General features: G+C 67.2%; 20 protein-coding genes. 9 read left to right on the top strand and 11 right to left on the bottom strand.

The annotated features are described in order from the left end of the window. Window positions 1–38: 38 nt before the first annotated feature. From aceK to AC5P9F_RS03655, 10 genes are all read right to left on the bottom strand, one after another. Window positions 39–1,769, bottom strand: coding sequence for a bifunctional isocitrate dehydrogenase kinase/phosphatase (gene aceK, locus AC5P9F_RS03700; RefSeq protein WP_164225654.1), 1,731 nt, complete (start codon window positions 1,767–1,769; stop codon window positions 39–41). Between the two features lie 146 nt (window positions 1,770–1,915). Continuing rightward, the gene (locus tag AC5P9F_RS03695) at window positions 1,916–2,275 is read right to left on the bottom strand and encodes a hypothetical protein (protein WP_005411280.1); all 360 of its coding nucleotides are present in this window, start codon (window positions 2,273–2,275) and stop codon (window positions 1,916–1,918) included. 53 nt (window positions 2,276–2,328) lie between these two features. Continuing rightward, window positions 2,329–2,745: a roadblock/LC7 domain-containing protein gene (locus tag AC5P9F_RS03690; protein ID WP_005411281.1), complete on the bottom strand. Its 417-nt coding sequence runs from the start codon at window positions 2,743–2,745 to the stop codon at window positions 2,329–2,331. Then, a complete protein-coding gene (locus AC5P9F_RS03685) occupies window positions 2,738–3,286 on the bottom strand; it encodes a GTP-binding protein (RefSeq protein WP_049418054.1) in 549 nt (182 codons plus the stop codon). The genes AC5P9F_RS03690 and AC5P9F_RS03685 overlap by 8 nt, the downstream gene beginning before the upstream one ends. Beyond that, window positions 3,279–4,241 (bottom strand): hypothetical protein, encoded by a 963-nt coding sequence (locus AC5P9F_RS03680; RefSeq protein ID WP_005411283.1) that lies wholly within the window; start codon window positions 4,239–4,241, stop codon window positions 3,279–3,281. Before AC5P9F_RS03680 ends, AC5P9F_RS03685 begins: the two co-directional genes overlap by 8 nt. 314 nt (window positions 4,242–4,555) lie before the next feature. Next, window positions 4,556–6,778 carry an NADP-dependent isocitrate dehydrogenase gene (locus AC5P9F_RS03675; protein WP_005414674.1) on the bottom strand — a complete coding sequence of 741 codons (2,223 nt, stop codon included), beginning with the start codon at window positions 6,776–6,778 and terminating at the stop codon, window positions 4,556–4,558. Window positions 6,779–7,120: 342 nt separating this feature from the next. Next, complete coding sequence (locus AC5P9F_RS03670; RefSeq protein ID WP_005411286.1) at window positions 7,121–7,633, bottom strand: hypothetical protein; 513 nt, start codon at window positions 7,631–7,633, stop codon at window positions 7,121–7,123. A gap of 45 nt (window positions 7,634–7,678) precedes the next feature. Next, a complete protein-coding gene (locus AC5P9F_RS03665; RefSeq protein ID WP_005411287.1) occupies window positions 7,679–7,972 on the bottom strand; it encodes a LysM peptidoglycan-binding domain-containing protein in 294 nt (97 codons plus the stop codon). Window positions 7,973–8,257: 285 nt separating this feature from the next. Further along, window positions 8,258–9,076 (bottom strand): NADPH-dependent 7-cyano-7-deazaguanine reductase QueF, encoded by an 819-nt coding sequence (gene queF / locus AC5P9F_RS03660; protein ID WP_012481425.1) that lies wholly within the window; start codon window positions 9,074–9,076, stop codon window positions 8,258–8,260. Between the two features lie 552 nt (window positions 9,077–9,628). Then, entirely contained in the window at window positions 9,629–10,948 is a 1,320-nt protein-coding gene (locus AC5P9F_RS03655) for a M20 family metallopeptidase (RefSeq protein WP_012481426.1), read from the bottom strand. Between the two features lie 188 nt (window positions 10,949–11,136). Between AC5P9F_RS03655 and AC5P9F_RS03650 the strand changes: the two genes are divergently transcribed. The 9 genes from AC5P9F_RS03650 (at window position 11,137) to AC5P9F_RS03610 (ending at window position 25,380) form a co-directional block, all read left to right on the top strand. Next, complete coding sequence (locus AC5P9F_RS03650) at window positions 11,137–12,381, top strand: efflux RND transporter periplasmic adaptor subunit (RefSeq protein WP_005414679.1); 1,245 nt, start codon at window positions 11,137–11,139, stop codon at window positions 12,379–12,381. Between the two features lie 74 nt (window positions 12,382–12,455). Next, on the top strand, window positions 12,456–15,689 hold the full coding sequence (locus tag AC5P9F_RS03645) for an efflux RND transporter permease subunit (protein ID WP_154329630.1): 3,234 nt from the start codon (window positions 12,456–12,458) through the stop codon (window positions 15,687–15,689). A gap of 31 nt (window positions 15,690–15,720) precedes the next feature. Further along, complete coding sequence (locus AC5P9F_RS03640; RefSeq protein WP_005411292.1) at window positions 15,721–18,843, top strand: efflux RND transporter permease subunit; 3,123 nt, start codon at window positions 15,721–15,723, stop codon at window positions 18,841–18,843. A 168-nt stretch (window positions 18,844–19,011) separates the two neighbouring features. After that, window positions 19,012–21,189, top strand: coding sequence for a YccS family putative transporter (gene yccS, locus AC5P9F_RS03635; RefSeq protein ID WP_111173671.1), 2,178 nt, complete (start codon window positions 19,012–19,014; stop codon window positions 21,187–21,189). Between the two features lie 156 nt (window positions 21,190–21,345). Then, a complete protein-coding gene (locus tag AC5P9F_RS03630; protein ID WP_012481431.1) occupies window positions 21,346–22,140 on the top strand; it encodes an SDR family NAD(P)-dependent oxidoreductase in 795 nt (264 codons plus the stop codon). Between the two features lie 98 nt (window positions 22,141–22,238). Then, window positions 22,239–24,128, top strand: a complete 1,890-nt coding sequence (locus tag AC5P9F_RS03625) for an MFS transporter (protein WP_099472743.1) — start codon at window positions 22,239–22,241, stop codon at window positions 24,126–24,128. Between the two features lie 182 nt (window positions 24,129–24,310). Beyond that, window positions 24,311–24,598, top strand: a complete 288-nt coding sequence (locus AC5P9F_RS03620; RefSeq protein WP_005411297.1) for a CD225/dispanin family protein — start codon at window positions 24,311–24,313, stop codon at window positions 24,596–24,598. A 34-nt stretch (window positions 24,599–24,632) separates the two neighbouring features. Next, the gene (locus AC5P9F_RS03615) at window positions 24,633–24,911 is read left to right on the top strand and encodes a CD225/dispanin family protein (RefSeq protein ID WP_005411298.1); all 279 of its coding nucleotides are present in this window, start codon (window positions 24,633–24,635) and stop codon (window positions 24,909–24,911) included. Between the two features lie 43 nt (window positions 24,912–24,954). Continuing rightward, window positions 24,955–25,380: a DUF2752 domain-containing protein gene (locus AC5P9F_RS03610; RefSeq protein ID WP_005411299.1), complete on the top strand. Its 426-nt coding sequence runs from the start codon at window positions 24,955–24,957 to the stop codon at window positions 25,378–25,380. Window positions 25,381–25,951: 571 nt separating this feature from the next. On the opposite strand, the gene ampE is transcribed toward AC5P9F_RS03610, so the two are convergent. Continuing rightward, complete coding sequence (gene ampE, locus AC5P9F_RS03605; RefSeq protein WP_005414686.1) at window positions 25,952–26,839, bottom strand: regulatory signaling modulator protein AmpE; 888 nt, start codon at window positions 26,837–26,839, stop codon at window positions 25,952–25,954. Between the last annotated feature and the right edge of the window lie 78 nt (window positions 26,840–26,917).

Raw genomic sequence — 26,917 nt, 5'->3', positions numbered from 1 at the left:
GCGAGAGTACCTCAGTCCCAACACCCATGACAGCTGGCTCACGCCAACCGGTGCGCGCCAGCATAGGGCGGCGTGTCCGGATAGTCACCTCGGGCGAAGCGTTCCTGCAGGCCCTGCCACCAGCCCGGGTCGAACAGGTGCCGGTAGTGCTCGCGCACCGCTGCCAGCTCTGCAGCGGGCAGGCCCATGAACGGGCCGAAGCGCTCGGGAAACACGTCGCGCGGACCGACATGGAACCATGGCTCGTCGGACATCGCTTCCTCCGGCGTACGCGGCTGCGGCCAGGCGCGGAAGACGCAGTCGCTGACCAGACACAGCTCGTCGTAGTCGTAGAACACGGCCCGGCCGTGCCGTGATACGCCGAAATTCTTCGGCAGCATGTCACCGGGGAAGATGTTGTTGCGCGCCATGTCGGTGATCGCCTGCGCATAGTCGAGCACCGCCGCCCGCACCGCCTCCGCGCCCTGCTCGCGCAGGTACAGATTCAAGGGACGAAAACGACGCTGCACATAGCACAGTGCGACTTCGACCTCATCGCCATCGATGCGTACGCTCTGCGCGCACTGCTGCAGCAGTTCATCCAGCAAGGCCGGCGCGAAGCGCTGGCGCGGGAAGCGCAGATGACGATAGGGCTGCGCATCGAGCAGGCGGCCGACACGATCGAGGTTGAACACCAGCGCGTACTTCTCTTCCACCTGCTGTCGCGACATCGCCTTGGGCCACGCGAAACGGTCGCGGATCAGCTTGAACACCAGCGGGTAACTGGGCAGGGTGAACACCGCCATGACCATGCCCGGCGTGCCCTCTGCATGCACCAGCCGCTCCTGCGGGTGCTCGTTGAAATGACGGAAGAAGGTGCGGTAGCGCTCGGTCTTGCCCTGCTTGGCGCGGCCCAGCACGGTGTAGATCTCATCGATGGGCTTGCCCGGCAGCAGACTGCGCAGGAACACCACCGCATCACCTACCGTGGCCAGGTTGGCCTGGAAGTAACTGCGCGACACGCCGAACAGGTGGGCCACGTCCCGGCGCCGGGTCAGCACCGCATCGGCGCGCAGGCCACGCTCGTCGTTCACCAGGGCAATCACGCACGGCGAGAACCGGTGCTCGCCGAACACGCGGCCAACCAGGTAAGCGCGGCGCTCGCGGTAGAACACCGTGTCGAGCAGCTCGATGCTGCGTACCGGCGTATCGCCCCAGTGGGCCAGGTCATCCTGCAGGCGCACCGCGATGGCCGCGGCGCAGCGCAGCTGGTGCGCATAGGGGATATCGAAGCGATAGTCGGCCAGCACCCGCTGCAGCGCCTCCACCGGCCGCGTCGGCGAAACCGCGTAGGTATGCCGCGCCACCGGGTGGGTGATGGCATCGGAGGGTTCGACATCGAAGGCGATGAACTCCAGCGCCGGGTCCACGCCCCGGATGGCAAACAGGCGCCGCGACAACGTGTTGTAGAAGGTCTTGTACAGCTCGGCGTCGATCAGGCCCTGCAGCAGCGCGCTGTAGCGGGCGTGCACCCGCAACCACAGCGCGCGCTCGCCGATCGCGTCACCGGCGAGGCGGCGCAGCGCATCCATCTGCTCGGCGATGCACAGGTCGTACAGGGCGATGCGCTCGACCGCATCCTGTCGCGCACCGGCCCAGTCGCGCTGCTCGAAGCGCTGCCGCGCCCGCGCGGTGATCGCCGCAAAGCGGGCGTGGTACTGCTCGAAACCGTCGCGGATGGCTACCGCGATGCGCGGTGCCAGCTCGGCAGCGATGTCAGGCCTGGACATGCATGGCTCACCCGGGAGGACCGGCTTCACCATACGCTGGCGTGTGCGATGCCGTCGAGCGCGAAGGTAGTGCCGGCCGCTGGCCGGCAGCACCTGGACCGTCGAGGGATCGATGCAGATGCCGGCCAGCAGCCGGCACTACTGGCTCAGATCGCCAGTTCGGCTTCCACGTCCTGCACCTTGCGCCGTGCCAATGCCAGGTTGGACCTGGTACGGTCCAGCACGATGTAGAAGAACAGGCCCTTCTTCTTCGCCACCGGGCGCATGATGTGGTACGCCTTGCCCAGCGAGATCAGGATGTCCTCGATGCTGTCGTTGAGGTTCAGCGATGCGGCGGTCTTCATCTTGGCACGGATCACTTCGGTGTTGCCGGCGGCGGCCACTTCCATGTCCATGCCGGCACCGGCTTCGCCCAGCAGCATGCCGCTTTCATAGTCGACCAGCGCCACTGCCTGCGCGCCGTCGATGCCCATCAGTGCGTTCAACGATTCATTCAGTCCAGCCACGTCGCACCCCTTGTCGATGTTGGTTCGAGCCCCTCGTTCCCCTGCGGCCGGGCTCACGATCCGCCGAGTTCGGCCAGGATCGCCTGGCCACATTCCCTGCTCTGCCACAGCACCTGGCCGATCACGCTTCGCTGGTCGCAGGCCGCCATCAGCAGCAACGGCACGCGCCCCTCGGCCTGGATCGCCAGCATCAGCACCTTGCCGCCCGCGGCTTCCAGCATCAGCGTCTGCAGATCCCCAAGCACCAGTTCGCGCCCCACTGCTGCAGCCAGCGCCAGCATCGCGCTGGTCATCGCTGCCAGGCGTTCACCGCGCCCTTCGGCACCGGCACTGACCAGGGCGAAGCCATCCACACTGGCCAGCACCACCGTGCGTATGCCTTCCACCCGCTGCTGCAGGTCTCGCAGCAAGGGCTGCAGGCGCTCACGCTGGCCGGCGTCGGGCAGTAGCGCCACCTGTCCGTCAGCCATGCGCGGCCACCAGTGCGTGCGCTTCCATCTCGCCCATCAATACATCCATCAGCAGCAATCCCTGTTCGCGGTCGCGGGTATCCACGGCCAGTAGCGGCAGCGGCTGGTCATCAAGGCAGGCAAGGGCGGCCCAGTCATCCAGCGCGGCGTGCGGTGCCTGGTCGAGATGGGTGACGGCCACCACCAGCGCCAATGACGATGCGAACGGCCGCAACACCTGCAGATAATCCTCCAGTTCGGCAACCACGCCCGCGCGCCGCGCATCCAGCAGCAGCACGGCGCCGCGGGCGCCCTGCAGCAGGATCGGCCAGAGGAAATCGAAACGCTGCTGTCCCGGCGTGCCATACAGGCGCAGCCGCTCGCCATTGGGCAGGTCGATATCTGCATAGTCCAGGGCGACGGTGGTGGAGGCCTTGTCGGCACCGAGGCGGTCGCTGTTGGCCACGTCGGTGTCGACCACCGCGCCGGCCGCGATGCTGCGCACCAGGGTCGACTTGCCACTGCCCATGCCACCCAGCACCACCACCTTGTGCTCACGCATTGCGTTCGCTCCCACGCAGGTGACGCCACAGGCGGGCGAGCAGGCCGTTGTCAGCGCCGGCAGCGCGTTCCGGCAGCGGTACCGCCGGTGCTGCCTGCAGCTGCGCGTAACCGCACAGGTAAGCGGCATGGATGAAATCGCGCACGGCCGCAGGCGGCAGATCAAGCAACATCGCGCACTCGTCCACCGTGCACGCGCGCTTGAGCAGCAGCGAGCACAGGCGGAAGCCATCATGGTCATGGCCCAGCACACGGAAATCGGGCCAGCGCAGCAGCTTTACCGAAGCACCGCGCAGGCGTTCGTCCAGTGCCTGCCAATGGCGGCTGCGTTGCGCCCATTGCCACAGCAGCGGCCGCAGTGGCTGGCGTGGCCGCTCGCCGGCCAGGCCATGCAGGCGTGCGGGTGTCAGCGCATCCAGCTGCAGGCGTTCGAAGGCATCGGCCAAACGCTCCACCAGGGCCGTAGCCGGTTCCTGCAGCAGCACGGCCTGGTCATGCTCCAGGTCCATCAGCAGCAGAGGCTCGCCCGCATCACTCAACAGGGCCTGGCCCTGTCGCAGCGGCAGCCGCTCGCGCAGCAGACGGGTGATGGCATGCGCACCATCAGCCAGGCGGATCGGTGCGGGTGCGTGCATGGCCAAGGGCTCCACTGCCAACTGCATGCGACGCAGCGCGCGACCGATGGCACTGTCATCAAGCACGTCCTGGTGCCCGTCGCCATCACGCAGCTGGCCGCCGATGTCTTCGATCCAGCACTGCAGTCGCGGACGCTGCTGGCGCATGCGCTGGGCCGCGTTGCGCAGCGCCGGCGTATCGCGGATGACCAGCAGGTCGCAATCGTCCAGGTCCTGGCTGCGGCGGATCTGGCCGTCCGGCAGGGCCGATGCCACGCGCAGCCGCTGCAGCAGGGCCTGCTCGCCCTGGATGTCGGTTCCCACTACCAGCACGCGTGCCATCCGTGTTCCCCGTGCGGCCACCTCCCCGGTGGCCTCGCGTCGCCAAGGCTAGGGCATCGCCAGCGGCAGCCGTCGTGATCGACTGCTCAGATCGAGGGCGGTTGCAGACGGTGCCCGATCAGTTCTGCGACGGCCATCGCGGGCAAGTTTCATGCCTCGTTGACGACATTCCGACAGCCGACGGGAATCACGGTTCCGGACGCGGGTCGAATGGGGTCAGATCCCTTTTGCATGGCAAAAGGGTTCTGACCCGGAGCCCAAAAGAAACCCGCGCCGAAGCGCGGGTTCCGGTGTCACGACCGAACGGCGATGGATCAGCCGCGCAGCTGCTCCAGCGCGGCGTTGAAGGTCGCGCTCGGGCGCATCGCCTTGCTCGCCTTGGCGACGTCCGGGCGGTAGTAGCCGCCGATGTCCACGGCCTTGCCCTGCACCGCGATCAGCTCTTCAACGATCTTCTGCTCGTTGTCGGTCAGTGCCTTGGCCAGCGGTGCGAAGCGTGCCTTCAGTGCCGCATCTTCGTCCTGTGCGGCCAGCGCCTGCGCCCAGTACAGCGCGATGTAGAAGTGGCTGCCACGGTTGTCGATGCCACCCAGCTTGCGCGACGGCGACTTGTCGTTGTCCAGGAACTGGCCGTTGGCTTCGTCCAGCGCCTTGGCCAGCACGCGGGCGGCGGCGTTGTCGTAGCGGTTGCCCAGGTGTTCCAGCGACGCGGCCAGGGCCAGGAACTCACCCAGCGAATCCCAGCGCAGGTAGTCCTCTTCGACGAACTGCTGCACGTGCTTCGGGGCCGAACCACCGGCGCCGGTCTCGAACAGGCCGCCACCGGCCATCAGCGGCACGATCGACAGCATCTTGGCGCTGGTGCCCAGCTCCATGATCGGGAACAGGTCGGTCAGGTAGTCGCGCAGCACGTTGCCGGTCACCGAGATGGTGTCCTCGCCCTTGCGGATGCGGTCCAGCGAGAACGCGGTGGCTTCCACCGGCGGCAGGATGCGGATGTCCAGGCCGGTGGTGTCGTGGTTCTTCAGGTACTGCTCGACCTTGGCGATGACCTGCGCGTCGTGGGCGCGGGCGGCATCCAGCCAGAACACGGCCGGGGTGCTGCTCAGGCGGGCGCGTTCGACGGCCAGCTTGACCCAGTCCTGGATCGGCGCGTCCTTGGTCTGGCACATGCGCCAGATGTCACCGGCTTCCACGGCGTGTTCGAACACCACGTTGCCGGCATCGTCGGTGACCTTGACCACGCCGTCGGCAGCAATCTGGAAGGTCTTGTCGTGCGAACCGTACTCTTCGGCCTTCTGCGCCATCAGGCCGACGTTCGGCACCGAGCCCATGGTGGCCGGGTCGAAGGCGCCGTGCGCCTTGCAGTCGTCGATGACGGCCTGGTACACGCCGGCGTAGCAGCGGTCCGGAATGACCGCCTTGGTGTCCTGCAGCTTGCCTTCGGCGTTCCACATCTTGCCCGAGTCGCGGATCATCGCCGGCATCGAGGCGTCGACGATCACGTCGCTCGGCACGTGCAGGTTGGTGATGCCCTTGTCCGAATTGACCATGGCCACGCCCGGACGCTGCGCGTACTCGGCGGCCAGGTCCGCTTCGATCGCGGCGCGGGTGGCTTCCGGCAGCGACGGCAGGCGCGCGGCCAGGTCACCGATGCCGTTGTTGGCATCGAAACCGGCCTGCTTGAGCACGTCGGCGTGCTTGGCCAGCACGTCCTTGTAGAACTCGTTGACCGCCACGCCGAACATGATCGGGTCGGAGACCTTCATCATGGTCGCCTTCAGGTGCAGCGAGAACAGCACGCCCTGGGCCTTGGCATCGGCGATCTGCTCACCGATGAACGCGGCCAGCGCCTTGCGGCTCATGACGGCGGCATCGACGATCTCGCCGGCCTTGACCGTGGTCTTTTCCTTCAGCACGACGGCGCTGCCGTCCTTGCCGTGGAAGGTGATCTTCAGCGCACCGGCGTTGGCCAGGGTGGCCGACTTCTCGCTGCCGTAGAAATCGCCGGCGGCCATGTGCGCGACGTGCGACTTCGAATCCGACGCCCAGGCGCCCATGCGGTGTGGGTGCTTGCGCGCGTAGTTCTTCACCGACAGCGGTGCACGACGGTCGGAGTTGCCTTCGCGCAGAACCGGGTTCACCGCACTGCCCTTGACCTTGTCGTAGCGCGCCTTGTAGTCGCGCTGCTGGTCGTCGGCCGGGGTTTCCGGGTAATCCGGCAGCGGATAGCCCTGGTCCTGCAGTTCCTTGATGGCCGCCTTCAACTGCGGCACCGAGGCGGAGATGTTCGGCAGCTTGATGATGTTGGCGTCCGGGGTGGTCGCCAGCTGGCCCAGCTCGGCCAGGTCGTCGCTGACCTTCTGCGCGTCGGACAGCAGTTCCGGGAACTGCGACAGGATGCGGCCGGACAGCGAGATGTCACGGGTTTCCACCACGATGCCGGCAGTGGCGGTGTAGGCGTCGACGATCGGCAGCAGCGACTGGGTCGCCAGGAACGGTGCTTCGTCGGTCAGCGTGTAGAGGATCTTGGACATGGGGGACTTGGACTCTGTAGCAATGCTCAGGGGAAGGCCGGCGCCAGCGCCGGGCCACGTGCAACCGTGTCGCTTTCCCCCGTCGCCGTCAGGGTGGGCGCGCGGCGGGGAAACCCCTGCATTGTCGCGTTTTCAGCCGCGCGGGGCAAAGCCGCGCCATACGCGGCGGTACTGCACGGCGGCAACGCTGTGATCCATCCACGCGCGGCGTGGATCTGCGCGAACGCCGCCGTCAGTGAATCCACGCCATGCATGGATGAAGCCAGCCACCGGCCAATAAAAAAGGACGCAGCCTTGCGGCTGCGTCCATCGTGAGTCCTGCCGGGAGAGAGTCGGCAGGACTTACTTGACCTCGAACTCCTGCGGCGTTCCAGCCGCCTTGCCATCGACCGTGACCTCGGCGCGGTACTTGCCGGCCGGCCAGCCCTTTGCATTCTTGAACGTGACGTTGGTGGTCTCCGCGCCGCTGGCATTCAGGGTCGCGGTCTGTTCGCCGGCCACCTGGCCGTCCTGGAAGGTCAGCTTGGCACCGACATTGACGTTGTTGGCGGCGCCATCGGTCTTGACCGAGACGATGACATCATCCTTCGGCGAGAACAGTGCAGCCGGGGCGACCGATTTGTCGGCGGCAGCGGTCTTGCCCACGGTGACGGTGGAAACGCTGACCGCGGCAGCTTCCGCCATCGGCGGCGGTGCACCGGTCATCGGTGCCGGCGCTGCCGGCTCGGCCGGAGCCGTGGCGGCCGGAGCGGCGTTGGTGTCGGTCGACTCTTCCTTCTTCTTGCAACCGACCAAGGCAACGCTGCCCAACAGGGCGGCGATCAGGGCGGTCTGGAGCGGGGTGGTCTTGATCATTCGGGGTTCCTCCCAGGGATTGTCGGACGGCGTTTGATCGCCGGCTTACTTCGGCGGCAGTTTCAGGGTCTGGCCCGGGAAGATCTTGTCCGGGTCGTCAAGCACATCGCGATTGGCTTCGAAGATCTTCTTCCAGGCGTTGGCGTCGCCCAGATGCTGCTTGGCGATCTTCGACAGCGAGTCACCCTTCTGCACGGTATAGGTGCCGCCGCTGACGATCTCGGCGGTGCTGTCCACCGAAGCGCTCACGCCGGAGAAGTCCGCCTTCGGCACCTGCTCGGCGGTACTGTCGACGCTGGCGCTGACGCCGGAGAAATCGGCTTTCTTCTCGGTACTCATCCACAACTCCCGTCTGCATGACTACGTGGCTCGCACGGTGCCATGGCGGTTGTTAAATGGGGATGGTGCAGATGTGAAGCCGCCCCGGGGGGCGGCTGAACAATCGGGAGAGACGGTGCCCGGTAGTGCCGGCCGCTGGCAGGCTGTGCCAGGGGGATCCGGCCTTGGCCGATTGCCGGCCAGCGGCCGGCACTACCCGTAACCGCCTGCGAATCATGGTAGTGCCGGCCGCTGGCCGGCGCTCGCCGGGCATGGCCCGGCACAACGGGCAACCGCCTGCGGCGGTTACTGGCGCAGTTCGCGGTAGGTCGCGGCCGGGGCGGCAATGCCGGGACTGGCACGCCACGGATTGATGTCCAGGCCGCCACGGCGGGTATAGCGCGCCTCCACTTCCAGCCATTGCGGCTGGCAGCGCGCAGACACCTCGCTGAAGATCCGCTCAACGCACTGCTCGTGGAACTCGGCGTGCTCGCGGTAGCTCACCAGATAGCGCAGCAGGCCGGCACGATCGATCTTCGGCCCGCGGTAACGCAGGCTGACCGTCGCCCAGTCCGGCTGGCCGGTGACCGGGCAGTTGGACTTCAGCAGTGCCGAGACCAGGGTCTCCTCCACCACCTCACCGGCATTGGCCGAGAGAAAGTCCGCCTGCGGCGGGCCGTAGCAGTCGATCTCCAGCTCCAGCCCGTCGATGGATTCACCGAGCGGCGTCTCGCGCAGGCCCGGCAGCCCGAACTCGACCTGGACCGGCGCACCGGCACAATCTGACAGATCCGCCACGATGCGCGCGCGCAGTGCCTCGGCGCTGTCGATGCGGGTGCTGTTGAGGGAGTTGAGGTACAGCTTGAACGACTTCGATTCGATCAGCCGCGGCGAGGTGCACGGCACCTGCACGGTGGCCACGGCCACCTGCGGCTTGCCACGCGGGTCGAGCCAGCTCAGCTCGAAGGCGTGCCAGCGGTCATGGCCGACGAACGGCAGCGCGGCGTCATCGAGGCCGATTTCGGCGCGGGCGCCGCTGCGGGGGATGGGAAACAGCAGGCCGGGATCGTACTGCGACGGGTAACTGACCTCGCGACCGAGGCTGGAATCCTGTGGGGTGTTCATGGGGGTCATTGTATCGCGCGGACGGCGGGCCTTCGGCCGGGCTGGCCAACGGCGGAGCCCCTCCGTGGTGGTTTTGTTGGTTGGTCGTGGAAGGCGGTCTATCGGCTTGGCCGGGTGGGTAGGCGGGTCGGGGGACGCCGTAAACCCGTCCTTGGGGGCTTGGCCGCGGCATCCATGCCGCGGACACCCCCGCCCCGCCTACCCACCCGGCCCCTGACAGTTCCTTGCGCGCCACCACCACCACGGGAAAGATCAGGAAAATCAAAATCAGAAGCCGATCCTTCAGACATTCATGACGTCCGCCGTGCCGACCAACGGTCGGCACCCACCAACAGCAGCGGGCACCAACAGCCGCGGGAAACTGTCGAAGGCGGGGTGGGTCCGGTTGAGGGGGTGTCCGCGGCATGGATGCCGCGGCCAAGCCCCCATGGACGGGTTTACGGCGTCCCCCTCAACCGGACCCACCCCGCCATCCCACGGAATGCCCACTTTTGACGTTGACGTTGCCGTTGATCCAAGCGGGTGCAGGGCTGCAAGCCCTGCCGGAAACCCTCACCCCGCCGGAGTGCCTGCACCGTGCAGGTAATCCAGGCTCACCTGCAGCAGCGCGCGCAGTCCCACATCCAGCGCCTTCTCATCCAGCAGGAACTTCGGGGAGTGGTTGGCCGGCGCCGTCGCCGGGTCGATGCCCACGCTGGTGGAACCAACGAAGAAGAACATCCCCGGCACTTCCTTCGCGTACAGCGAGAAATCCTCCGCACCCATCTGCAGCGGTGGCTCGTACACGTTGTCCTTGCCCACCACTGCCTGCAGGCTCGGCAGCATCTTCGCGGTCAGCGCCGGGTCGTTCACCGTGGCCGGATTGCCCTCCGACTCGTAGATGTCCGTCACCGCCTTGGCACCGTGCGCGGCGGCGGTGTGCTCGGCCACGTTGCGCAGGTCGGCGAAGATCTGCTGCCGCATGCCTTCGTCGAAGGTACGGATGGTGCCGACCATTTCCACTTCATCCGGAATGATGTTGTAGCGGATGCCACCGTTGATCGCGCCGAACGTCAGCACCGCCGGCTGCTTGGACAGGTTCGCGCGGCGGCTGACGATGGTCTGCGCGGTGCCGACCAGGTCAGCGGTGGCCACGATCGGATCAACACCGTTCCACGGCGCCGAGCCATGCGTCTGCCGACCGATCACTTTGATCCCGAAACGATCCGAAGCCGCCATCAGCGGGCCACCGCGCACGGCGATCTGCCCAGCCTGCACGCTGGAGAACACATGCAGGCCAAACACGGCTTCCGGCTTGAAGTCGGCGAACAGGCCTTCCTTCAGCATCAGGGCAGCACCCCCCTCTTCCGGCGGCGGTGCACCCTCTTCGGCCGGCTGGAAGATCAGCATCACCTGGCCCGGCAGATCCTTCTTCATCGACACCAGTGCCTCGGCCACGCCGAGCAGGGTGGCGGTGTGCGCGTCATGGCCGCAGGCATGCATCACGCCCACGGTCTGCCCGCGGTACTGGTCGGTGGCTTTCGAGGCGAACGGCAGGCCGGTCTGTTCGGTCACCGGCAGCGCGTCCATGTCCGCGCGCAGGGCGATCTTCGGCCCGGGCTTGCCGCCTTCGATGATCGCCACCACGCCGTGGTGGGCGATGCCGGTCTTCGGCTTCAGGCCCATCGCACGCAGGCGCTTGGCGACCTCGGCCGAGGTGCGCGCCTCGCGGTTGGACAGTTCCGGGTGCTGATGGAAGTCGCGGCGCCATTCAACCACCTTGGCCTGCAGGCGCTGGGCAGCGGCGGTCACTTCGGGGCGTTGCCCGTCCTGGGCGTGGGCAACGGCCGGCAGGGCCAGCAGCAGGGCGGACAGCAGCAGCGAACGGCGCATCGCAATCTCCACAGCAAGAGGGGTCCAGCTGAATGTAGGGCAACACCGCCGCCACGGGAACCTCCGCGGCCGGATCCGGTCTTAGCGCCCGTCCCATCCGTCATGCAGGAAACGTGATGTGGCACAGGTATGCTTTGCGCATTGCCAACCGGGGCCGCGCCCCGTCCAGCCCTCTTGGAGTCCTCGTAATGTCACGTGTTTGGAAGATCGTGCTGCTGGTCGTGGCGGTTCTGGTGCTGGCCGTGGTCGGCCTGCGCGTCATCGGCGGGGGCAAGGACAAGGCTGGAAAGCCGGCAGCGGGAGCGCGCCAGGGTGGCGAAGACCCGGATGCCGGCCCGGTGCCGGTGACCGTGGTCGAGGCCACGCACCAGGACGTACCGGTGTATGCCAGCGCACTGGGTACCGTGACGGCAATGAACACCGTCACCGTCAGCCCGCAGGTCGGTGGCCAGCTGATGAGCCTGAACTTCCGCGAAGGCCAGGAAGTGAAGAAGGGCGACGTGCTGGCAGTGATCGATCCACGCACCGCCCAGGCCAGCTATGACCAGGCCGCGGCAGCCAAGCGCCAGAACGAGGCGCTGCTGGCCACCGCGCGCTCCAACTACCAGCGCTCCAATGCGCCGGAGTACCGCCAGTTCGTCGCCAAGACCGATCTGGATACACAGCGAAACCAAGTGGCACAGTACGAAAGCGCAGTCGCGGCGAACGAGGCCAGCATGCGCTCGGCACAGGTGCAGCTGCAGTACACCAGGGTCACCGCACCGATCACCGGCATCGCCGGCATCCGCGCGGTCGACGCGGGCAACGTGGTCAACGCCGGCACCGCGCTGGTCACCCTGACCCAGATCCACCCGATCCACGTCCTGTTCAACCTGCCCGAACGCCAGCTCGGCGACGTGCGCCAGGCGCAGGCCACCGGCGCGGTGCCGGTGGCGGCACTGGACCGCGCCGACTCGCACGTGCTGTCCGGCGACGGCAAGCTGGACGTGGTCGACAACCTGATCAGTGCCGACAGCGGCACCTTCAAGGCGCGCGCGCTGTTCGACAACACCGACAACGGCCTGTGGCCGGGCCAGTTCGTCAACGTGCGCATGCAGCTGCGCACGATTGCCGGCGGCGTGGTCATTCCGACCCAGGCCGTGCTGCGTGGGCCGGATGGCGAGTACGTCTACGTCGTGCAGGGCGACAACACGGTGAAGATGCAGACCGTGCGCAGCGGCGTGGAAGTGGGCGACAGCCAGGTGCAGATCGCCGAAGGCCTGAAGGGCGGCGAGCGGGTGGTCAGTGAAGGCCAGTTCCGCCTGAAGCCGGGCAGCAAGGTCACCGCGCTGAAGCCGGGCGAAACCCCGGCCGCACCGACCGAGGCCGAGCTGAAGGCGGCCGAGCAGAAGAACGGTGGCGGCGGTGGCCGTCGCGGTGGCGGTCCGCGCTGAGCGCAGGCCACGGTTCTCCCTCGCGCCGGCGGACCCGCCGGCGCCGACATTGAAGTGCCAGCAAGGATCAGTCCGTGGGCTTTTCGACGATCTTCATCCGCCGCCCGATCGCTACCTCGCTGTTGATGGCGGGCCTGTTGCTGCTGGGCATCCTCGGTTACCGCAAGCTGCCGGTGTCGGCGCTGCCGGAAATCGATGCGCCCAGCCTGGTGGTCACCACCCAGTACCCCGGCGCCAACGCCACCACCATGGCCTCGCTGGTCACCACGCCGCTGGAGCGCCAGTTCGGCCAGATCTCCGGGCTGGAGCTGATGACCTCCGACTCGTCGGCTGGCTTGTCCACGATCATCCTGCAGTTCTCGATGGACCGCGACATCGACATCGCCGCGCAGGACGTGCAGGCGGCGATCCGCCAGGCCACCCTGCCCTCGTCGCTGCCCTACCAGCCGGTCTACAACCGGGTGAACCCGGCCGACGCGGCCATCGTCACCCTGAAACTGACCTCTGACACGCGCCCGCTGCGCGACGTCAACAATTACGCCGACTCGATCCTGGCCCAGCGCCTGTCGCAGGTGCAGGGCGTCGGCCTGGTCTCGATTGCCGGCAACGTGCGCCCGGCCGTGCGCATCCAGGTCAATCCGGCGCAGCTGTCGAACATGGGCCTGACCCTGGAACAGCTGCGCAGCGCGCTCACCCAGGCCAACGTCAATGCGCCCAAGGGCTCGTTGAACGGCAAGACCCAGTCCTACAGCATCGGCACCAACGACCAGCTGGCCAGCGCCGCCGAGTACCGCGACACCATCATCAGCTACAAGAACGGCCGCCCGGTGCGGCTGTCCGACGTGGCCGAGGTGGTCGACGGCGTGGAGAACGACCAGCTGGCGGCCTGGGCCGATGGCAAGCCGGCGGTGCTGCTGGAAGTGCGTCGCCAGCCGGGCGCCAACATCGTGCAGACCGTCGAGCGCATCCGCGCGATCCTGCCCCAGCTGCAGGGCGTGCTGCCGGCCGACGTGCACCTGGAGATCTTCAACGACCGCACCGAGACCATCCGCGCCTCGGTGCATGAAGTGCAGTTCACCCTGATCCTCACCATCGGCCTGGTGGTGGCGGTGATCTTCGTGTTCCTGCGCCGGCTGTGGGCCACCATCATCCCCTCGGTGGCGGTGCCGCTGTCGCTGGCCGGCACCTTCGCTGTGATGGCCTTTGCCGGCATGTCGCTGGACAACCTGTCGCTGATGGCGCTGGTGGTGGCTACCGGCTTCGTGGTCGACGATGCGATCGTGATGATCGAGAACATCGTGCGTTACATCGAGCAGGGCAAGAGTGGCAAGGAAGCGGCCGAGATCGGCGCACGCCAGATCGGCTTCACCGTGCTGTCGCTGACGGTCTCGCTGGTGGCGGTGTTCCTGCCGCTGCTGCTGATGCCTGGCGTCACCGGCCGCCTGTTCCACGAGTTCGCCTGGGTGCTGAGCATCGCCGTGGTGCTGTCGATGCTGATCTCGCTGACGCTGACCCCGATGATGTGCGCCTACCTGCTCAAGCCCGATGCCCTGCCCGAGGGCGAGGATGCGCATGAGCGCGCAGCGGCGGCCGGCAAACAGAACCTGTGGACGCGCACCGTCGGCCTGTACGAGCACAGCCTGGACTGGGTGCTGGGCCACCAGCGCCTGACCCTGGCCGTGGCCGGTGGCGCGCTGGTACTGACCGTGCTGCTGTACGTGTTGATTCCCAAGGGGCTGCTGCCCGAGCAGGACACCGGCCTGATCACCGGCGTGGTGCAGGCCGACCAGAACATCGCTTTCCCGCAGATGGAACAGCGCACCAGGCAGGTTGCCGAAGCGCTGCGCCAGGATCCGGACGTGACCGGCGTGTCGGCGTTCATCGGTGCCGGCAGCATGAACCCCACGCTCAACCAGGGCCAGCTGTCGATCGTGCTGAAGGAGCGCAGCCAGCGTGATGGCCTGGATGAGATCCTGCCGCGCCTGCAGAAGGCGGTAGCCGGTATTCCGGGCGTGGCCCTGTACCTGAAACCGGTGCAGGACGTGACCCTCGATACCCGCGTGGCCGCCACCGAATACCAGTACTCGCTGTCGGACGTGGACAGCGCCGAAGTGGCCACGCAGGCCACGCGCCTGACCGAAGCGCTGCGCAAGCGCCCGGAACTGGCCGACGTGGACAACAACCTGTCCAACCAGGGCCGCGCGCTTGAACTGAACATCGACCGCGACAAGGCCAGTGTGCTGGGCGTGCCGATGCAGACCATCGACGACACGCTCTACGATGCGTTCGGCCAGCGCCAGATCTCGACCATCTTCACCGAACTCAACCAGTATCGGGTTGTGCTGGAAGTGGCGCCGGAGTTCCGTACCAGCACCGCGCTGATGGAACAGCTGGCCGTGGCTTCCAACGGCGCCGGCGCGCTGACCGGCACCAATGCCACCAGCTTCGGCCAGGTCACCTCGTCCAACTCGTCCACCGCCACCGGCATCGGCGCGCAGAACACCGGCATCACCGTCGGCGCCGGCAACATCATCCCGCTGTCGGCGCTGGCCGAAGGCAAGGTCAGCAGCGCACCGCTGGTGGTCAGCCACCAGCAGCAGCTGCCGGCGGTGACCGTGTCGTTCAACGTGGCGCCGGGCTACTCGCTGTCCGAAGCGGTGCGTGCGATCCAGGAAACCAAGGACAGCCTGGACATGCCCACCCACCTGCATGCCGAGTTCATCGGCAAGGCCGCCGAGTTCACCGGCAGCCAGACCGACGTGGTGTGGCTGCTGCTGGCCTCGCTGGTGGTGATCTACATCGTGCTGGGCGTGCTCTACGAGAGCTACATCCACCCGATCACGATCATCTCCACGCTGCCGCCGGCCGGTGTCGGCGCGCTGCTGGCGCTGATGCTGTGCGGGCTGAGCCTGTCGGTGGACGGCATCGTCGGCATCGTGCTGCTGATCGGCATCGTCAAGAAGAACGGTATCATGATGGTGGACTTCGCGATCGAGGCGCGTCGCGCCGGTGCCAACGCGCATGAAGCGATCCGCCGCGCCTGCCTGCTGCGCTTCCGTCCGATCATGATGACCACCGCCGCGGCAATGCTCGGCGCACTGCCGCTGGCGCTGGGCACCGGCATCGGCTCGGAGCTGCGCCGCCCGCTGGGCATCGCCATCGTCGGCGGCCTGCTGCTGTCGCAGCTGGTCACGCTGTACACAACGCCGGTGATCTACCTGTACATGGAACGCTTCTCCGAATGGCTGGCGCGCCGCCGCGAGCAGCGCGCACTGCGCAACGGTTCGCTGCAGGAGCCGCAGGCATGATCCACGCCCCGCTGCTGCGGTGGGCCGCACGATGAACCTGTCCGGCCCCTTCATCCGCCGCCCGATCGGCACCGCGCTGCTGGCCATCGGCCTGTTCATGGTCGGCCTGATCTGCTACCTGCGCCTGGGCGTATCGGCACTGCCGAACATCGAGATCCCGGTGATCTTCGTGCACGCCAGCCAGTCCGGCGCGGATGCGGCGACCATGGCCTCGACAGTCACCGCGCCGCTGGAGCGCCACCTCGGCCAGCTGCCGGGCATCGACCGCATGCGCTCGTCGAGCTCGGAAGGCAGCTCGCTGGTGTTCATGATCTTCCAGAGCGGCCACAACATCGATTCGGCCGCGCTGGACGTGCAGACCGCGATCAACTCGGCGCAGGCCGACCTGCCTTCGGGCATGGGCTCGCCGATGTACCAGAAGGCGAATCCGAACGACGACCCGGTCATCGCCATCGCGCTGACCTCGCAGACGCAGTCGGCCGACGAGCTGTACAACGTCGCCGACTCGCTGCTGGCCCAGCGCATCCGCCAGATCAGCGGCGTTGCTTCGGTCGACATCGCTGGCGCTTCGACGCCGGCGGTGCGTGTGGACGTCAACCTGCGCCTGATGAACGCGCTCGGCCTGACCGCCGATGACCTGCGCAACGCCGTGCGCGCGGCCAACGTGACCTCGCCCACCGGTTTCCTCAGCGACGGCAACACCACTACCGCGATCATCGCCAACGACTCGGTGGCGCGTGCCGCCGACTTCGCCGACCTGGTGGTCAAGACCCAGGGCGATGGCCGGGTGATCCGCCTGAAGGACATCGCCAACGTCTACGACGGCCAGCAGGATGCCTACCAGGCCGCGTGGTTCGACCACAAACCGGCGGTGGTGATGTACGTGTTCACCCGTGCCGGGGCCAACATCGTGGAGACCGTGGACCGGGTCAAGGCGCAGATCCCGACCCTGCGCGATTACCTGCAGCCCGGCACCACGATGACGCCGTACTTCGACCGTACGCCGACCATCCGCTCGTCGCTGCATGAAGTGCAGATCACCCTGCTGATCAGCCTGGCGATGGTGGTGCTGACCATGGCGCTGTTCCTGCGCCGGCTGGCACCCACGCTGATCGCTGCGGTGACCGTGCCGCTGTCGCTGGCCGGTGCCGCGCTGGTGATGTACGTGATGGGCTTCACCCTGAACAACCTGAGCCTGCTGGCGCTGGTGATCGCCATCGGCTTCGTGGTCGACGATGCGATCGTGGTGATCGAGAACATCATGCGCCACCTCGACGAAGGCATGCCGCGGATGCAGGCGGCGCTCACCGGCGCGCGCGAGATCGGCTTTACCATCGTCTCGATCACCGCCTCGCTGGTGGCGGTGTTCATCCCGCTCCTGTTCGCCAGCGGCATGATGGGTGCGTTCTTCCGCGAATTCACCGTCACCCTGGTGGCGGCCATCGTGGTCTCGATGATCGTCTCGCTGACGCTGACTCCGGCGTTGTGCAGCCGGTTCCTCAGCGCACACGACCACAGCGCGCCGCCGTCGCGCTTCGGCCGCTGGCTGGATGCCGGCCATGAGCGCATGCTTCGCATCTACACGGTCTTCCTCGACTTCTCGCTGCGCCACGCGCTGCTGCTGTCGCTGACCCCGCTGATCCTGATCGGCGCCACCGTCTTCCTGTTCGGCGCGGTGAAAAAGGGCGCGTTCCCGCCGCAGGACACCGGCCTGATCTGGGGCCGCGCCAATTCCAGCGCCACGGTGTCCTTCGAGGACATGGTCGCCCGCCAGCGCCGCATCACCGACATGCTGATGGCCGACCCCGCGGTGAAGACCGTGGGCGTGCGCCTGGGCAGCGGCCGCCAGGGCTCCAGCGCACAGTTCAACATCGAGCTGAAGTCGCGCAGCGATGGCCGTCGCGAGACCACCGCGCACGCACTCGCACGGCTGAGTGCCAAGGCCGACCGCTACCCCGACCTGCAGCTGCGCCTGCGCGCGATCCAGGATCTGCCCAGCAACGATGGCGGCGGTTCCAGCCAGGGCGCGCAGTACCGCATCTCGCTGCAGGGCAACGACCTGGCATCGCTGCAGGAATGGCTGCCCAAGCTGCAGGCGGAGCTGAAGAAGAACCCCAAGCTGCGCGATGTCGGTACCGACGTGGACAACGCCGGCCTGCGCCAGAACATCCAGATCGACCGCGCCAAGGCCGCACGCCTGGGCATCACCGTGGGTGCCATCGACGGTGCGCTGTACGGTGCGTTCGGCCAGCGCCAGATCTCCACCATCTATTCGGACATCAACCAGTACAGCGTGGTGGTCAACGCCCTGCCCTCGCAGACCGCCACCCCCGCCGCGCTGGACGAGGTGTACGTACGTGCGCGCAATGGCGACATGGTGCCGATCACCGCGGTGGCCACGCAGATGCCCGGCCTGGCCCCGTCGCAGATCACCCACGAGAACCAGTACACGACGATGGACCTCAGCTACAACCTGGCTCCGAACGTGAGCATGGGTGAGGCCAAGGCGATCATCGACGCGACCGTGGCCGGCATGCGCATGCCTGGTGACATCCGCCTGGCCGATGATGCGGGCTTCGGCTTCAACTCCGACCCCAGCGACATGCTGATCCTGGTGTTCGCCGCGATCCTGACCGTGTACCTGGTGCTGGGCATGCTCTACGAGAGCCTGATCCATCCGGTCACCATCCTGTCCACGCTGCCGGCGGCGGGCGTGGGTGCACTGCTCGCGTTGTTCGGCACCAACACCGAGTTGTCGGTGATCTCGATGATCGCGCTGGTGCTGTTGATCGGCATCGTCAAGAAGAACGCGATCATGATGATCGACTTCGCGCTGGTGGCGCAGCGCGAGCATGGCCTGGCACCGCGCGATGCCGCGCGCGAGGCCAGCATCGTGCGCTTCCGCCCGATCATGATGACCACGATGGTGGCGATCCTGGCGGCGGTGCCGCTGGCGATCGGCCTGGGCGAAGGCTCCGAACTGCGCCGCCCGCTGGGCATCGCGATGATCGGCGGCCTGCTGTTCTCGCAGAGCCTGACCCTGCTCAGCACGCCGGCGCTGTACGTGATCTTCTCGTGCCTGGCCGAACGCTGGCGGGCACGTCGCGCACGCAAGCGCGAAGCGAAGCTGCTCAAGCGCGCGCAGCGTGCGTAGAACGGCCCATCCACGCATGGCGTGGATCTATGGGTAGAGCCGGCCGCTGGCCGGCTTTCTCGGTACGGAAAATCTGCCGGCCAGCGGCCGGCACTACCGCGGTGGTCCGCCCTCCATATTTCACGCGCACCCCGCAATAATGGTGGGAGATCCTTCCGCCGAGCCTGCATGCCCGCCCGCCAATCCCGCCTCAGCCGCCTGTGGGCCCACGAGAAGGCCAGTTACGGCCTGCGCGTGTTCATCGCCCTGACCGCAGCGCTTGCCGTGTGCTGGCAGCTGGATGCGCTGACCGCCCTGCCCGGCGTATTCCTGGGCATCATCGCCAGCGCCATCGCCGAGACCGACGACAACTGGTGGGGCCGGACCAAGGCGGTGGCGCTGTCGCTGCTGTGTTTCTGCATCGCTGCGGCGTCGGTGATCTGGCTGTTCCCCTGGCCGTGGATCTTCATCGGCGCGCTGGCACTGTCCACCTTCTGCCTGACCCTGCTGGGCGCGCTCGGCGAGCGCTACGCATCCATCGCCCAGGCCACGGTAACGCTGGCGATCTACACGATGATCGGGCTGGAGCAGCACGGTGCCAGCGACCTGCACACCGCGCTGCAAGCGGTCAGCCACCTGCTGGCGGGCGCCGTCTGGTACGGACTGCTGTCGATCCTGTGGACCGCACTGTTCGCCAACCGACCGGTGCGCGAGCGCGTGGCGCGGCTTTACATCGAGCTGGGCCGCTACCTGCAGCTGAAGGCCGCCCTGTTCGAACCGGTACGTGAGGCCGACCTGCAACGCCGCCAGCTCGACCTGGCCGAGCAGAACCGGCGCGTGGTCGGCGCATTGAACGAGGCCAAGACCGCGATTCTCGCCCGCTTCGGCCGTTCCGGGCGGCCGGGCGTGAACTCCGGCCTGTACCTGCGCCTCTATTACATGGCACAGGATTTCCACGAGCGCGCCAGTTCCTCGCACTACCCATACGGCGCCCTGGTCGATGCGTTCTTCCACAGCGACGTGCTGTACCGCTGCCAGCGCCTGCTCGATCTTCAGGGCCAGGCCTGCGCGCGCCTGGGCGAGGCGATCCGCCTGCGCCGCCCGTTCGTGTATGGCGAAACCAACCAGCAGGCCGGGCGCGACCTGGCCGATGCGCTGGCCTACCTGCGCGACCAGCAGCGCCCGCAGTGGCAGCGCCTGCTGGGTTCGCTGGACCTGCTGGTGCACAACCTGCGCAGCATCGAACGCCGCCTGCTGGACGCCGAACGCTCCGAGGCCAGTCTCGACAATGTCGATACGCGCCTGCGCGACAGCAACCCGCATACCCTGCGCGAGATGGGCGTGCGCGTGCGCCAGCAGCTCACGCCCGGCTCGGTCCTGTTCCGCCACGGCCTGCGCATGGCATTGGCGCTGATCGCCGGTTTCGCCGCGATCCGTCTGTTCAATGCGCAGAACGGCTCGTGGGTGCTGCTGACCATCGTGTTCGTGTGCCGGCCCAACTTCGGTGCGACCCGGCAGCGCCTGGCGCAGCGCATCGTCGGCACCGTGGCGGGCCTCGTGCTCACCTGGGCGCTGCTGCAGTTATTCCCGCAACTGCACGTGCAACTGCTGATCGCGCTGCTGTCGGCGCTGCTGTTCTTCTTCACCCGCACCGACCGCTACCTGGTGGCATCGGCGGCGATCACGGTGATGGCCCTGACCTGCTTCAACCTGATCGGCGATGGCTTCGTGCTGATCGTGCCGCGCATGGTCGACACGCTGCTGGGCTGCGCGATCGCCGCTGCCGCCGCGTTCCTGATCCTGCCCGACTGGCAGGGCCGCCAGCTGCACCTTGTGCTGGCGCGGGTGCTGGATACCGCCGCGCGCTACCTGGATTCGGTGCTGGACCAGTACCGCAGCGGCATGCGCGATGACCTGGCCTATCGCATCGCCCGCCGCGACATGCACAACGCCGACGCCGCGCTGTCCACCGCGCTGTCGAACATGCTGCGCGAACCCGGTCATGTGCGTCGCAACCTGGATGCCGGCTTCCACTTCCTGGCGCTCTCCAACACGCTGCTTGGGCACTTGTCGGCGCTGGGTGCACACCGCGACCAGGTGGACAGCTACGCCGGCGATCCGCTGGCCTTGGCCGCCGGTGAGCGCGTGCGAAAAGCGCTGCAGCAACTGGCTTCGGCCCTGACCGCACGGAGACCGGTCAGCGAGGACGACAACGACGCCGACCGCGCGGTGGCGGCCGAGCTGGAGCAGATCGACGAGGCGATGCCGGCGAAGCTGCAGTTGATCCGCACCCAGATGGCGCTGGTGCTGCGGATGCTGCCGAAGGTGCGGGCGTCGGCCAATGAGGCGGTGCGCACGCTCGCCTGAAGGCCGGCGCCGGGCATGGCCTGGCGCGACCCGCAGTCCATCCACGCATGACATTGATCTACTGCACCGTGTGCAACCGTGTGTTGCGCCTGGCGCTGCATCCCGATCACGTTCCTGCGCGGATACTGGGTGATCTCCTGCTCCTGGACTCCCCCCATGAAGATCGAACTCGCCGGCCGCACCGCGCTCGTTACCGCTTCCACCGCCGGCATCGGCCTGGCGATCGCCCAGGGTCTTGCCGCGGCGGGTGCGCGGGTCATTCTCAACGGCCGCAGCACCGACAGTGTCGAACGCGCCCGCCAGCGCCTGCTCGCCGCCGTTCCGGGTGCCGAGGTGATCGGCGTCGCCGCCGACCTTTCCGATGCAGCCGGTGTCGATGTGCTGCTGGCCGGCCTGCCCAAGGTCGACATCCTGGTCAACAACGCCGGCATCTTCGGCCCCGAGGACTTCTTCGAGACCGAAGACGCCACCTGGGAGCGCTACTGGCAGACCAACGTGATGTCCGGCGTGCGCCTGTCGCGGGCACTGCTGCCGGCGATGGTCGACGCCGGCTGGGGCCGCGTGCTGTTCATCTCCTCCGAATCGGCACGCAACATTCCCGCCGACATGATCCATTACGGTGTCAGCAAGACCGCGCAGCTGTCGCTGTCGCGCGGCCTGGCCAAGCGCGTGGCCGGCAGTGGCGTCACCGTCAACGCGGTGCTGCCCGGCCCGACCCTGTCCGACGGTTTCGCGGCGATGTTCGAAGATGAACGCCAGCGCAGCGGCAAGCCGCTGGAGCAGATCGGCCGCGAGTTCGTGATGGCACACCGGCCGTCTTCGGTGATCCAGCGCACCGCCACGGTCGAGGAAGTAGCCAACATGGTGGTGTACCTGGCCTCGCCGCAGGCTTCGGCCACCTCCGGTGCAGCACTGCGCGTGGATGGCGGCGTGGTCGACGATATCGTCTGAGACCATCGACAGGTGTGCGGACCAACGGTCCGCACCCACAGGTCCGCACCCACAGCGGATAGGCAGGAATGCTAGGCTGCGCCGGTCAAGGAGGTTCCATGTCCGGTCACAACCAGTTCGCCCTGCTGCGCCAGCGCCGTTTCCTGCCGTTCTTCGTGGTCCAGGCGCTCGGTGCGTTCAACGACAACGTGTACCGGCAGGCGATCATCGGCATGTTGCTGTTCATGGCCGTGCCGGAGGAAGAACTGGGGCTGTACGCCACGCTGGCACCGGCCATCTTCATCCTGCCGTACTTCCTGTTCTCGGCACTGGCCGGGCAGATCGCCGACAAGCTGGAAAAATCGCGACTGATCGTGATCACCACCACCATGGAGATCGTGATCATGTCGCTGGCGGCCACCGGCTTCCTCACCCAGAGCCTGCCGGTGCTGCTGGTCGCCTTGTTCTGCACCGGCATGCAGTCAACCCTGTTCGGCCCGGTGAAGTACTCGGTGCTGCCCTCGGTGCTCAAGCCCGAAGAGCTGACCGGCGGCAACGGCCTGGTCGAGATGGGCACCTCGATGTCGATCCTGTCCGGCATGATCGTCGGCGGCCTGGTGTTCACCGTGGCCGGCAGCCATGGCACGGTGGTGGCCGCGTGCGCGATCATCGCGCTGGCGATCTGCGGCAACATCGCCGCCCGCCTGATTCCCAAGGTCGATGCCGGCGACCCGGACCTGAAGATCAACTGGAACCCGCTGCCGGAATCGCTGGCGGTGCTGCGCATGGCGCGCCAGCAGAAGGCGGTGCGCAATTCAATCCTGGGCGTGTCCTGGTTCTGGTTCGTCGGCACCGTGCTGACCTCGCAGCTGCCGGCCTATGCGGTGACCAACCTCGGCGGCGAACCGACCCTGTATATCTTTGCGCTGGCCCTGTTCTCGGTCGGCACCGGCGTCGGCTCGCTGCTGTGCGAAAAGCTGTCGGCACGCACGGTGGAAATCGGCCTGGTGCCGTTGGGCGCGTTCGGCATGACCGCCTTCCTGCTTGACCTGTACTTCGCGCGCAGCGGCGAGGCGACGGTGCACGGGTTGACCATCGGCACCTTCCTGCAGCAGCCCGGCAGCATCCGCATCGTCATCGACCTGATCGGCATCGGCCTGTTCACCGGTATCTTCGTGGTGCCATTGTTCGCGCTGATCCAGAGCCGCACGCCGAAGGCGCAGATGTCGCGCGTGTTCGCGGCGCTGAACATCCAGAATTCCGGCTTCATCGTCGGCGCAGCCCTGTTGTCACTGGCCGCGCACAAGCTGCTGCACTGGACCATCCCGCAGCAGTTCCTGGCGCTGGCCATCGCCAACGCGCTGGTGGCGATCTACATCTTCACCATCGTCCCCGAATTCCTGATGCGCTTCCTCAGCTGGCTGATGGTGCGCACCCTGTACCGGCTGCGCCCGCACGGCATCGAAGCCAACGTGCCCGACGAAGGTGCCGCGCTGCTGGTCTGCAACCATGTCAGCTACATGGACGCACTGATCCTGTCGGCGACGATTCCGCGTCCGGTGCGCTTCGTCATGTACTACAGGATCTTCAACATCCCGGTGATGCGCTGGATCTTCCGTACCGCCAAGGCGATCCCGATCGCCGGTGCGCGCGAAGACCCGGCGCTGATGCAGCGCGCGTTCGATGACATCGACGCCGCGTTGGCCGAAGGCGAGCTGGTCTGCATCTTCCCGGAAGGCGCACTGACCAAGGATGGTGCGATGGCCCCGTTCAAGTCCGGCGTCGAGAAGATCCTCGAACGGCGGCCGGTGCCGGTGGTGCCGATGGCCCTGCGCGGCATGTGGTCGAGCATGTGGAGCCGGCGCGACAGCCGCCTCGGCCGCATGCGGGTGCCGCGCCGTTTCCGAGCCACCGTCGAGGTAGTGGCGGCACCGTCCATGGACGGCCACACCACCAACGCCCAGGCGCTGGAAGCCCAGGTGCGGGCCCTGCGCGGCGATCACGCCTGACAGAATCGGGCTGACAGGCAGGCCCGGCAACCTCCCCCGCATACGCCACCGTCCAGTAGCGAACACGACATGCCGTGCGTGTAAACGCATACATGCAACGCCGGTTGCGGTAGATTACGCACCCACAGGGGGGAGGTTCGGCCGATTCACCAAGGCCGGCCACCAAGGAATGGAGTCTCGCTTTGAATCAACCACCACCGCTCAGCCGTCCGGTCTACATCCCCAACCATCTGGTCTGGGCGATCCTGACGACGCTGTTCTGCTGCCTGCCGTTGGGCGTGGTGTCGATCGTCTATGCCTCCCAGGTCGATGGCCGCCGCGCGGCTGGCGATCTGCCGGGGGCCTACAGCGCGTCGCGCAAGGCGGGCTGGTGGGCAGTGGCTTCGGCCGTGGCCCTGCCGGTCCTGTTGCTGTTGTGGCTCGGGCTGTTCGGCGGCTTGGCCGTACTGGGCGCTCTTTCCGACCAATGATTCACCACCACCACCCATCAAGGAGCTTGAACCCATGAATACCGCTACTCCGCAGGTCCCGAACAACCTGGTCTGGGCCATCCTGACCACCCTGTTCTGCTGCCTGCCGGCCGGCATCGTGTCGATCGTCTACGCCGCACAGGTCAACGGCAAGCTGGCCGCTGGCGACATCGCCGGCGCCCAGGACTCCGCCGCCAAGGCCAAGAAGTGGGCCATCTGGTCGGCCATTGCCTGGGCCGTGCTGGTCGTGCTGTACGTGCTGTTCTTCGTCGTGCTCGGCGGCATGGGCGCGATGAGCAACAGCGGCTACTGATACGCCTGGACGGATCCGGCGCCTGCGCCGGATCCGTTGTTGCATGTCCGCGCTTCCCGCTCGTTCCCGACTCGCCCGCTGGGCACCGCTGCTGGCTTCCGCCGGCCTGGCCGTGGGTGCCACGGTGGTGCTGCGCAACGTCAATCCGTATGTCGCCGGCAATCCACTGCCGAGCTGCCCGCTGTACGCCCTGACCGGCCTGTACTGCCCGGGCTGTGGCAGCACGCGCTGCCTGTATTCCCTGGTCCACTTCGACCTGCCCGGCGCGATGGCGATGAACCCGCTGCTGGTCATCAGCCTGCCGTTCCTGTTGCTGATGCTGCTGAACATCGCCGGCATCCGCCCACGCGTGCTCGACCCGCTGATGCGGGTGCTGGCCAATCCTGTGTTCTGGCTCTGGGTGCTGCCCGGGTATGCGCTGCTGCGCAACCTGCCGTGGGCACCGTTCACTGCACTGGCACCGATCTAGGTTTCCAGCCAACGACGCAGCCCCTCGTGGTGGGCGGCGTTTGAAGGCAGAAGCCTTGGGGTTGGCCGGGCGGGATGGGTTTGCGGGGGACGCCGTGAATCCGTCCGTGGAGGCTTGGCCGCGGCATCCATGCCGCGGACACCCCCGCAAACCCATCCCGCCCGGCCACGGACAGTTTCCGTGCGCGTCCACCACGGAAAAGAAAGAAAAGATCAAAAGCAGAAGCGGATCGCTTCGCTACGCTCGCTCGGAGCCAAGCATGGCTCGGCTCTGGAGAACGTCCGTGCGCGGAAAACTGTCGAAGGCGGGGTGGGTTGGATGGCGGGGGTGTGAGCCGCATGGGCCCGAGGCATGCCTCGGGCGGGTTGGGCAGGACGCCCAACCCGGGTCTTGCCGTGTGCGCAGGACAGCGCACACGAGCAAGCGGCGACCAAGCCTCCATGGACGGATTCACGGCGTCCCCCGCCATACGACCCACCCCGCCAACCCGCAGCAATCCAGCTGTTGCTGTTGCTGTTGCTGTTGCTCTGTTGCCTCTGCAGGTGCAGGGCTGCAAGCCCTGCCAAAACACCTACGTCACCCAGCCTGCAATCACCAGCAGGGCGAGGATCGCCAGCCACAGCAGCAGCATCCGCCACACCAGGCTCATCGCATCACGCAGGTCCGGCAACCGCTGCCACACCGGCAACAGCCCCGCCTCGGTGTAGTCGTGCGCATCCTCGCGCAGTTCGGCGTTGACGCTGGCCCGCGCCACCGCACCCAGGAACCCGGTGTTGCCGGTCAGGCGCTCGCCATGGGCCTGGCGCCACGCCTTCCACGCCGTATCGAAGTTGCCCACCAGCGCCATCGAGAACGCCATCAGCTGTGCCACCGGCCACTCGATCCAGCCCAGCAGCCGCTGCGCCAGCGCCAGCGGCTCGACCGGCACGCGGGCACGCATCGGGCTTTCCGCCATCAGCGCCAGCAACCGGTAACCGAGCGCGCCAGCCGGGCCCAGCAACAGGAACCAGAACAGCACCGCGAACCAGCGCCGCAGTGCGTTGAGCACCGTCGCCTCGACCAGTGACGGAATGTCCTCGCGCAGGCTGCCGCCGGCCGACTGCAGGTTGCGCACTGCAGCCTGCCGCGTCGCCGCATCATCGGCATCGATGATGGCCTCGATATCGCGGTCCAGGTCACGCGGGCCCCAGCACCAGGCCAGCACCGCCACGCCCAGCAGCAGCGACGGCAGGCCGAACAGCACCCCGCGCAACAGCCACGCCAGCAGCGCCATCAGCAACAGCGGCGGCAGCAGGGCCAAGGCAACGCCGGCCGGTCCCTGCCAGGCCTTGCCACCACGCGCATCCAGCCAGCCCAGCCAACGCCGGAAACCGTCGAAACGGCGCAGCGAGGCAGCAGCGGCCGGAGCAACATGGCCCAGGGCCAGTGCCACCAGCACGGCGGCCAGAGTGGTGAACATGGCAGGTCTCCCTACGAAACAGAACGCTCGGCGCCGCTACCTTACCTGTCGCAGCGGCGCCCTCAGCGGTGAACCGGA

The organism is Stenotrophomonas sp. YJH_SMC_4, from assembly GCF_059371575.1.
Note: the sequence above shows the minus strand (reverse complement) of the source record. Positions and strands in the feature narration are given on the sequence as shown.

Coding starts and splice junctions, on each gene's coding strand:
- aceK (WP_164225654.1), bottom strand. CDS start 1,769: ATGTCCAGGCCTGACATCGCTGCCGAGCTGGCACCGCGCATCGCGGTA.
- AC5P9F_RS03690 (WP_005411281.1), bottom strand. CDS start 2,745: ATGGCTGACGGACAGGTGGCGCTACTGCCCGACGCCGGCCAGCGTGAG.
- AC5P9F_RS03685 (WP_049418054.1), bottom strand. CDS start 3,286: ATGCGTGAGCACAAGGTGGTGGTGCTGGGTGGCATGGGCAGTGGCAAG.
- AC5P9F_RS03680 (WP_005411283.1), bottom strand. CDS start 4,241: ATGGCACGCGTGCTGGTAGTGGGAACCGACATCCAGGGCGAGCAGGCC.
- AC5P9F_RS03675 (WP_005414674.1), bottom strand. CDS start 6,778: ATGTCCAAGATCCTCTACACGCTGACCGACGAAGCACCGTTCCTGGCG.
- AC5P9F_RS03670 (WP_005411286.1), bottom strand. CDS start 7,633: ATGATCAAGACCACCCCGCTCCAGACCGCCCTGATCGCCGCCCTGTTG.
- AC5P9F_RS03665 (WP_005411287.1), bottom strand. CDS start 7,972: ATGAGTACCGAGAAGAAAGCCGATTTCTCCGGCGTCAGCGCCAGCGTC.
- queF (WP_012481425.1), bottom strand. CDS start 9,076: ATGAACACCCCACAGGATTCCAGCCTCGGTCGCGAGGTCAGTTACCCG.
- AC5P9F_RS03655 (WP_012481426.1), bottom strand. CDS start 10,948: ATGCGCCGTTCGCTGCTGCTGTCCGCCCTGCTGCTGGCCCTGCCGGCC.
- AC5P9F_RS03650 (WP_005414679.1), top strand. CDS start 11,137: ATGTCACGTGTTTGGAAGATCGTGCTGCTGGTCGTGGCGGTTCTGGTG.
- AC5P9F_RS03640 (WP_005411292.1), top strand. CDS start 15,721: ATGAACCTGTCCGGCCCCTTCATCCGCCGCCCGATCGGCACCGCGCTG.
- yccS (WP_111173671.1), top strand. CDS start 19,012: ATGCCCGCCCGCCAATCCCGCCTCAGCCGCCTGTGGGCCCACGAGAAG.
- AC5P9F_RS03630 (WP_012481431.1), top strand. CDS start 21,346: ATGAAGATCGAACTCGCCGGCCGCACCGCGCTCGTTACCGCTTCCACC.
- AC5P9F_RS03625 (WP_099472743.1), top strand. CDS start 22,239: ATGTCCGGTCACAACCAGTTCGCCCTGCTGCGCCAGCGCCGTTTCCTG.
- AC5P9F_RS03615 (WP_005411298.1), top strand. CDS start 24,633: ATGAATACCGCTACTCCGCAGGTCCCGAACAACCTGGTCTGGGCCATC.
- AC5P9F_RS03610 (WP_005411299.1), top strand. CDS start 24,955: ATGTCCGCGCTTCCCGCTCGTTCCCGACTCGCCCGCTGGGCACCGCTG.
- ampE (WP_005414686.1), bottom strand. CDS start 26,839: ATGTTCACCACTCTGGCCGCCGTGCTGGTGGCACTGGCCCTGGGCCAT.